This window comes from Streptomyces sp. NPDC002088 (genome assembly GCF_040296605.1).
GTDB lineage: Bacteria > Actinomycetota > Actinomycetes > Streptomycetales > Streptomycetaceae > Streptomyces.
In genome coordinates this window covers 207,798-215,690 of record NZ_JBEOXO010000016.1, presented here as the reverse complement: position 1 = coordinate 215,690, position 7,893 = coordinate 207,798, and the positions used below count along the sequence as shown (strand labels likewise).

Here is a 7,893-nt window from a genome sequence, read left to right as displayed (position 1 = left end):
GGCAGACAGGTGGCGCAGAAGGCGGGCCTGAACCGGTCCATCCTCGGCGAGGCCTGGGGCACAACGGTCGAGCTCCTGGCCTACAAGCTGGAGCGCCGGGGCGGGACGCTGGCCGAGGTGCCCGCCCCGGGCACCTCACAGGAATGCTCCGCCTGTCACACCGTGACACCGGGCAGCCGCCGCAGCCAGGCCGAGTTCGTGTGCAACAACCCCGGATGCGGCTGGCAAGGCAACGCCGACCACAATGCCGCCCGTACCGTGCTGCATCGATTTCGGACGGGCCACGCGCTCGTCCCGGCTGCCGGAAGGGCAGTCGTCAGGCGCGCTGGCCACGGCGTCAAACCCACCACCGCAAGGTAGGGGGGAATCTCCCCCGCTCACAGGGGAGAGATCTTCAATCGTACGAGTTCGCCGACCGCACCTCGCCGCCCTTCGCCTCGCTGCGGAACCTGCACACGGACTTCGACTTCGGCGCGACCCATGTGAACGAGGTGCAGTACCTCTTCAAGCACTTCGGACTCGACTCGCCGCTGAACGCCGAGCAGCGGGTGCTGTCCCGGCAGATGGTCCAGTACTGGGGTTCCTTCGTCCGGGACGGGGTGCCGCGCGCCGCCGGGCAGCCGGTGATGCCCGGCCGTCCGGGGACCGTGCTGGCGCTGCGGACCGCGTCCGCGGGCGGAAACACCCCGAGTACGACCGTGCACGAGGAGCATCGGTGCGATCTGTGGGACGCCGACATGTCCGGGTGACCCGGTAGGCTTCCCGGCGTGTGCCCCCTCGCGGCGCACGCCGGGAACGCAGGGACACAAAACGGGAGGAAGCCGCGGTGCACGTGCAGGAGTGGCTCGACACGGTGCCCGCGGGTGCCGTCTACGCCGTGGTGGCCCTGGTCATCGGTCTGGAGAGCCTGGGCATCCCGCTGCCCGGCGAGATCATCCTGGTGTCGGCGGCCCTGCTCTCCTCGCAGCACGGGGGCGTCAACCCCATCGTCCTCGGCGCGTGTGCCAGCGCCGGCGCCGTGATCGGCGACTCCATCGGCTACGCCATCGGCCGCAAGGGCGGACGGCCGCTGCTGGCCTGGCTCGGCAAGAAGTTCCCCAAGCACTTCGGCGAGGGGCACATCGCCACCGCCGAACGGTCGTTCGAGAAGTGGGGTATGTGGGCCGTCTTCTTCGGCCGCTTCGTCGCCCTGCTGCGCATCTTCGCCGGCCCGCTCGCGGGCGTGCTGCGGATGCCGTACTGGAAGTTCCTCATCGCCAACCTGCTCGGCGGCATCATCTGGGCGGGCGGCACGACCGCGGTCATCTACTACGTCGGCCTCGTCGCCGAGGACTGGCTGAAGCGCTTCTCGTATCTGGGGCTGGTGGCCGCCGTGCTCATCGGGCTCACCTCGATGCTGGTGCTGAAGCGCAGGGCGAAGAAGGCGACGGCGCAGAAGGAGGCGGCCGAGCGGGAAACCGTCCCGGCCACCGAGTAGGAACCGGCCGCAGGACTCAGTCCTCGTGCACCTGCCGGTGCGCCTTGGCCAGCTCCGCGTACATCGTGCCGTTGAGGGTGACGCCCTGACGCTCCTCCTCCGACAGCTCCCGCCTGACCTTCGCCGGGACGCCCGCGACCAGTGAGCCCGGGGGCACCTGCATGCCCTGCGGTACCAGTGCCTGGGCGGCGACCAGGGAGCCGGCGCCGATCACCGCGCCGTTGAGCACCGTGGCGCCCATGCCGATCAGGCAGTCGTCGCCGACCGTCGCGCCGTGCACGACGGCGTTGTGCCCGATGGAGACGCGCTCGCCGACGGTCACGGGGAAGCCGGGGTCGGCGTGGAGGGTGCAGTTGTCCTGGACGTTGCTGCTCGCGCCGACCGAGATCCGCTCGACGTCGCCGCGCAGCACCGCCCCGTACCAGACGCTCGCCCCCGCCTCCAGCGTCACATCGCCGATCACCGTCGAGGTGGGGGCCACGAAGGCCTCCGGGTCCACCTTCGGTTCTCTGCCCGCGATACCAGTGATCAGCGCCTTGTGCGTCATGACCGTCTCCTCGTGTCCGTCGTACACCGGCACCGTACGCCACCCGGTGGGGTGAAGATCACAGGGCTCCGGCCTCATGGGCGCAGTGCGCGCCGACTACGGTGAGCGGGTGCCGAAGCGCAAGAACACGTTCTCATCCTGGCGGCGCCGCGTCGCGCAGCGGGCCGTCCACGCGGGCTGGGCCTGGGTGCAGCGCACGGGCTCCGTCACCGCCGAGCACCCCGGGCGCTTCCGCTTCGGCTCGATGGGAACGGCGACCAGGCTCGCCTTCCCCCTCGGCACCGTCTTCGGTGAGCCCTGGATCCATCTCGGCTCCCACTGCATCGTCGGCGAACAGGTCACCCTGACCGCCGGCCTCATGCCCGACCTCGATCTGGGCCCGGACCCGATCCTGCGCATCGGCGACGGGGTCGTGCTGGGCCGCGGCAGCCATGTCATCGCCGACACGACGGTCACCATCGGCAGCGACTGCTACTTCGGGCCGTACGTCTACGTCACGTCCACGAACCACTCCTACGACGACCCGCACGAGCCCATCGGCAAGCAGTGGCCGCGGATGGAGCCCGTGGAGATCGGGCCCGGATGCTGGATCGGCACGGGGGCCGTGATCCTGCCGGGGGCGCGGATCGGACGGAACGTCGTGGTGGCCGCGGGCGCCGTCGTCCGGGGTGTCGTGCCCGACCACGCCGTGGTGGCCGGGGCGCCCGCCCGGGTCGTACGGCGCTGGACGCCCGCCGACGGCTGGCAGCCGCCCCTGCGCAGCCCGGCACCGGTGCCGATCCCGGACGGGGTCACCTCCGAGCAACTCGTGGCGCTGTCGGGTCTCGACGAGGAGACGGCGGCGAGGCTGGCCCAGCTGGAACCGGAGTCCTGAGTCGGTCGGAGTCCTGGGGGCGGGGAGTACTGAGTCAGCCGATGTCCTGAGCAGGCTGGAGTCCTGAGTCAGCCGGTGGCCAGCAGCAGGGTGCCCACCAGGGCCAGGCCCGCGCCGGCCGCCTGCACCGCCCGCAGCCGCTCGCTGAGGAAGCCGCGCGCGGCCAGCGCGGTCACCACCGGGTAGAGCGAGGCGAGCACGGCGGCGACCATGACCGGGCCGTGCTGGGCGGCGACCGAGTACGTGCCGTTGGCCGCGACGTCGGCGAGGCCGACGAAGGCGAGCGCCGGGAGCGAGGTCCAGGGGAAGCCGCCCGCCGGAAGTGCCGGTGCGCCCCGCCGGACGGAGACGTACAGCGCGGCACCGCCCACGGCCACGTTCGTCACGCGCTGTACGAAGAGCGCCAGGAAGAGACCGGTGACCGTGGTCGACGCCTCGGCGATCAGCGCGAAGACCGTGCCGAAACCGAGCGCGGCGATCAGCGTCAGCAGGATCGCCTGACGCTGCACCGCGGCGCCCCTCAGCTGCGGACCGCCGGCGAGTACGACACCGGTGACGGCGACCGCGATCCCGGCGACCTGCGTCAGCCCGGGGCGCTCGCCGAGGAAGAGTCCGACGCCGACCGGGACGGCCACGCTGAGCGTGGCGAGCGGGGAGACGACTCCCATCGGGCCCAGGGCGAGCGCCTTGTAGAAGGAGAGCAGCGCGATGGGGCCCACCAGACCCGCGGCGAACGCGAACCACAGCCGTGGTCCGGCCTCGCTCCAGCCTCCGGTGGCGGCCACGATCGCGCCGAGCACGGCCGCGGCGATCCCCTGCGAGACCACGACCACCGTCAGCGCCGGGAATCGGCGCGTCAGCACCCCGCCGCCGAAGTCGGCCAGGCCCCACAGGAGGCTGGTGGCCAGGGCGAAGAATGCTGTCAAGGGTCGCCTCGCAGTACAGTTCGGTGAACGATCGGGTCCACCACACAGTAGTTCAACAAAGTGAACCCTGTCATCTAAAATACTGAACTCCGAGTGCTTCATAACTCCCGATATTGGACGGAATGTGTCGGATCTCGACCTGCTGACCCAGTCCCTGGCGCGCAACGTCAAGCGCTGGCGCACCGACCGTGGCTTCACCCTGGACGCGCTCGCCGCCCGGGCCGGTGTCAGCCGCGGCATGCTCATCCAGATCGAGCAGGCCCGCACCAACCCCAGCATCGGCACGGTCGTCAAGATCGGCGACGCCCTCGGCATCAGCATCACCACCCTGCTCGACTACGAACAGGGCCCGAAGGTCCGCATCGTCCCCGCCGAACAGGCCGCACGGCTGTGGCACACGGACGCGGGCAGCTACAGCCGCCTCCTCGCGGGCACCGAGGCCCCCGGACCGCTGGAGATGTGGGACTGGCGCCTGATGCCCGGCGACAGCAGCCCCTCCGACCCGCACCCCGCCGGCACGGTCGAACTCGTCCACGTCACGGCCGGGGAGCTGACCCTCACCGTCGACGGCGTGGAGTACCGCGTCCCGGCGGGCGCGAGCGCCTCCTTCGAGGCCAACACCCTGCACACGTACGGCAATCAGGGCGATGTCCCGATGGAGATGGTGATGGCCGTCTCGGTCCCGCCCGTGCACTGAGACACCTCGTGGGCGGCCGTCGGGCGGCTGTTACCGTGCGGCCATGCGCGCACCCATCGGAGACTTCGACCACGCCACCCCCGCCCCCGACTGCCTCGACGAGCTCACGCGCCCGGTCGCCGACGCCGTACGCCTGTGGGCCGGCAGCGTTCCCGCCGACGAGATCCTCTACGTCGAGACCGACCCGCAGTGGGCCGACACCGCCGTCTTCGTGGAGCACTACGGGCGGGACCTGCTCGAGCGGTCCGCCAACTGCGTGGTCGTCGCCGGCAAGCGCGGTGGCGAGTCCACGCTGGCCGCGTGCGTCGTCCTGTCCACCACGCGCGTCGACGTGAACGGTGCCGTGCGCCGTCAGCTCGGCGCCCGCAAGGCCTCGTTCGCGCCCATGGACACGGCGACGGGGGAGACCGGCATGGAGTACGGCGGGATCACCCCGATCGGACTGCCCGACGGCTGGCCGGTGCTGGTGGACTCGGCCGTCGTCGACCTGCCGTACGTCCTGGTCGGCAGCGGACGGCGGCGCGGCAAGCTGCTGGTGCCGGGGAAGGCGTTCGTGCAACTGCCGGGCGCGGTCGTGCTGGAGGGGCTGGGAGTGGCCTGAGGTCACCCGGGCGTGTGATGGGCCAGCGCCAGATGCGGATCCGGCTCGCCCGGGACGGGCGCAGGGTCGGCGTGCACCAGGGCAGCGGTGAGCCTCGGGACGGCGTGCAGCAGGGCGTGTTCGGCGTCGACGGCGATCGCATGGGCCTGCCGTACCGTCGCCTCGCCGTCCATGACGACCGCCACCTCGGCGCGCAGCCGGTGCCCGATCCAGCGCAGCCGCAGCTCGCCCACCTCGCGTACCCCCTCGACCTCCGCCAGCGCCCGTTCGGCCCGGTCCACCAGGGCCGGGTCGACGGCGTCCAGCACCCGCCGGAACACCTCACGCGCCGCGTCGCGCAGCACCAGGGCGATCGCGGCCGTGATCGCCAACCCGACCAGCGGGTCGGCCGGTTCCCAGCCGAGCGCCGAACCGCCGGCGCCCACGAGCACCGCCAGTGAGGTGAACCCGTCCGTACGGGCATGGAGTCCGTCCGCGACCAGCGCGGCCGAACCGATCGACCGGCCGACACGGATGCGATAGCGGGCCACCCACTCGTTGCCCGCGAAACCGACGAGGGCGGCCACGGCGACCGCCGGGACGTGCTCGACGGGGCGCGGGGAGACAAGCCGCTCGATCGCCGTCCACCCGGCGAAGGCCGCGGACGCGGCGATCGTCAGCACGATCGCGAGGCCGGCCAGGTCCTCGGCGCGGCCGTAGCCGTAGGTGAAGCGGCGCGTCGCCGCGCGCCTGCCCAGCACGAAGGCGATGCCGAGCGGTATGGCGGTCAACGCGTCCGCGGCGTTGTGCACCGTGTCGCCGAGCAGCGCCACCGACCCGGACATGGCCACGACGACCGCCTGCGCCAGCGCCGTCGCCCCGAGCACCGCCAGCGAGACCCACAGCGCGCGCATGCCGTGGGCCGAGGACTCCAGGGCGGGGTCGAGTTTGTCGGCGGTCTCGTGGGAGTGGGGGGTGAGGAGGTGGGTGAGACGGTGGCGGAGGCCGGTGGTGGGGTGGGCGTGCCCCTCGTGATGAGGGTGCTCATGGCCGTGCTCGTGTCCGTGGTGGTTCCGGTCGCTCACGTGGATCCCCTTCCGGTGCGCAGGGAGTGGATGTGCGCGGGAGTGGACGCACGCCGCCCACGGGGCCATTATGTGCGTATGAGCGCACGCATGCACCTATCACCTGCGCATCATGCGCATCCGCGCACCCCGGGCGAGGAGCAGTTCGCGCTCGCGGCCGAGCTCCTCGCCCTGCTCGGCGACCGCACCCGCCTCACGCTGCTGCATGCGCTGGCGGCGGGGGAGGCCGACGTCACCACCCTCACGGAGGCGTGCGGGGCGGCACGGCCCGCCGTGAGTCAGCATCTGGCGCGGCTGCGCCTGGCCGGTCTGGTGAGCACCCGCAAGGAGGGCCGCCGGGTGATCTACGCACTCCGCGACGGCCATCTGCGCCGCCTCGTCGACGAGGCGCTGAACGTGGCCGACCACCGGCTCGGCGACCAGCCCGTGCACGACTGACCGGGAGCGCGTCGCGTCAGTACCGGGCGGCCGTGCCCAGGTACTGCTCGGCGAAGGCGGCGGCCGCCACGGGTGAGGTGAACAGGCGGCGCAGCCGGGCCAGTGTGGTGCCCGCGCGGAACCGGTCGCCCGTGGCGGCCCCGTGGTACACCTCGGAGAGCCAGTGCGAGAACTCCTGGTAGTCCCATACGCGCCGCAGACACGCCTCCGAGTAGTCGTCGAGCCCTTGGCCGTCGCCCTTGGTGAGGTGGTCGACCAGCGCGTCACCGAGCAGGAACGCGTCGTGCAGGGCGAGGTTCATGCCCTTGGCCGCGATGGGTGCGACGAGGTGGGCCGCGTCACCCGCCAGGAAGAGCCGCCCGTGGACCATCGGCTCGACGACGTAGTCGTGCATGTCCAGCACGCGCTTCTCGATCAGCCGTCCCTCGGTGAGCGGCGGAACGCCCGCCGCGCCGAGGCGCTGCTGCAGCTCCGTCCAGACGCGGTCGTGCGGCCAGTTGTCCGGGTCGTCGCCGGGCGGGCACTGGAGGTAGTAGCGGGTCACCTCGGAACCGCGGGCCATGTGACCGGCGAAACCGCGCGGATGGACGCCGAACAGCACGCAGTCGGACGACGGCGGCGCCTCGGCCAGGAGAGCCAGCCAGCCGATGCCGTAGTCGTGCCGCGCCACCCGGGCCCGGTCGGCCGGCAGCGCGGTGCGCGTCACGCCGCGCGCCCCGTCGCATCCGGCGACGAAGTCGCAGTGCAACAGCTGCCGTTGACCGGTCTCCGGGTCGAGGTACGACACCGAGGGCCGGTCCGAGTCCAGGTCGTGCAGCTGTACGTCCCGCACCGCGAACCGTATGTCCCCGCCGCGCACGTCCGCGTACTCGTGCACCAGGTCCGTCACCAGCAACGGCTGCGGATAGACAAAGTGGTGACGGCCCGTCAACTCGCCGTAGGGGAAACGGTACCGCTCGCCGTCGAACCGGAACTCGCACTGCGTGTGCCTCTGCGCACGCTCCAGCAGGTTCCCGGCGAGGCCCCTCTGCTGGAGGGCCCGCACGGCCCACTCCTCGACGACTCCGGCCCTGGGCCGCTGCTCGATGAACTCCCTCGTCTCGGTCTCCAGGACGACACAGGCGACACCGGCGGCCCGCAGGATGTTGCCGACGGTGAGCCCCGCCGGCCCGGCGCCCACGACGACGACCGGGCAGTGCTGCGGGGAGGGGGAGCCGGGGAGGTGGGGGGAAGTGAAGGTCACCCGGTCATTATGTTGGGGCCGGCGCG

11 protein-coding genes are annotated in these 7,893 nt (G+C 72.0%); 7 read left to right on the top strand and 4 right to left on the bottom strand.

Annotation, left to right across the window (positions count from 1 at the left end):
* From ABT114_RS30625 to ABT114_RS30615, 3 genes are all read left to right on the top strand, one after another.
* A partial coding sequence (locus ABT114_RS30625; protein WP_351146121.1) for a zinc ribbon domain-containing protein occupies positions 1-360 on the top strand: 360 nt, incomplete at its 5' end.
* On the top strand, positions 270-749 hold the full coding sequence (locus ABT114_RS30620) for a carboxylesterase family protein (protein ID WP_351146129.1): 480 nt from the start codon (positions 270-272) through the stop codon (positions 747-749). The genes ABT114_RS30625 and ABT114_RS30620, both read left to right, overlap by 91 nt.
* Positions 750-826: 77 nt before the next feature.
* Entirely contained in the window at positions 827-1,477 is a 651-nt protein-coding gene (locus tag ABT114_RS30615; RefSeq protein WP_351146120.1) for a DedA family protein, read from the top strand.
* Between the two features lie 16 nt (positions 1,478-1,493).
* Here the strand turns inward: ABT114_RS30615 and ABT114_RS30610 are convergent, their stop codons facing one another.
* A complete protein-coding gene (locus tag ABT114_RS30610) occupies positions 1,494-2,024 on the bottom strand; it encodes a gamma carbonic anhydrase family protein (RefSeq protein ID WP_351146119.1) in 531 nt (176 codons plus the stop codon).
* 76 nt (positions 2,025-2,100) lie between these two features.
* Here ABT114_RS30610 and ABT114_RS30605 point away from each other — a divergent pair, with 76 nt between their 5' ends.
* Positions 2,101-2,898, top strand: a complete 798-nt coding sequence (locus ABT114_RS30605; protein ID WP_351146118.1) for an acyltransferase — start codon at positions 2,101-2,103, stop codon at positions 2,896-2,898.
* A 68-nt stretch (positions 2,899-2,966) separates the two neighbouring features.
* Here the strand turns inward: ABT114_RS30605 and ABT114_RS30600 are convergent, their stop codons facing one another.
* Entirely contained in the window at positions 2,967-3,824 is an 858-nt protein-coding gene (locus tag ABT114_RS30600) for a DMT family transporter (protein WP_351146117.1), read from the bottom strand.
* Positions 3,825-3,948: 124 nt separating this feature from the next.
* Between ABT114_RS30600 and ABT114_RS30595 the strand changes: the two genes are divergently transcribed.
* Positions 3,949-4,521, top strand: coding sequence for a helix-turn-helix domain-containing protein (locus ABT114_RS30595; RefSeq protein ID WP_351146116.1), 573 nt, complete (start codon positions 3,949-3,951; stop codon positions 4,519-4,521).
* 43 nt (positions 4,522-4,564) lie between these two features.
* A complete protein-coding gene (locus ABT114_RS30590; RefSeq protein WP_351146115.1) occupies positions 4,565-5,122 on the top strand; it encodes a YbaK/EbsC family protein in 558 nt (185 codons plus the stop codon).
* Positions 5,123-5,124: 2 nt separating this feature from the next.
* Here the strand turns inward: ABT114_RS30590 and ABT114_RS30585 are convergent, their stop codons facing one another.
* Positions 5,125-6,186, bottom strand: coding sequence for a cation diffusion facilitator family transporter (locus ABT114_RS30585; RefSeq protein ID WP_351146114.1), 1,062 nt, complete (start codon positions 6,184-6,186; stop codon positions 5,125-5,127).
* A 78-nt stretch (positions 6,187-6,264) separates the two neighbouring features.
* Between ABT114_RS30585 and ABT114_RS30580 the strand changes: the two genes are divergently transcribed.
* A complete protein-coding gene (locus ABT114_RS30580) occupies positions 6,265-6,624 on the top strand; it encodes an ArsR/SmtB family transcription factor (RefSeq protein ID WP_351146113.1) in 360 nt (119 codons plus the stop codon).
* Between the two features lie 16 nt (positions 6,625-6,640).
* On the opposite strand, the gene ABT114_RS30575 is transcribed toward ABT114_RS30580, so the two are convergent.
* Positions 6,641-7,867, bottom strand: a complete 1,227-nt coding sequence (locus ABT114_RS30575; RefSeq protein ID WP_351146112.1) for a 4-hydroxybenzoate 3-monooxygenase — start codon at positions 7,865-7,867, stop codon at positions 6,641-6,643.
* Between the last annotated feature and the right edge of the window lie 26 nt (positions 7,868-7,893).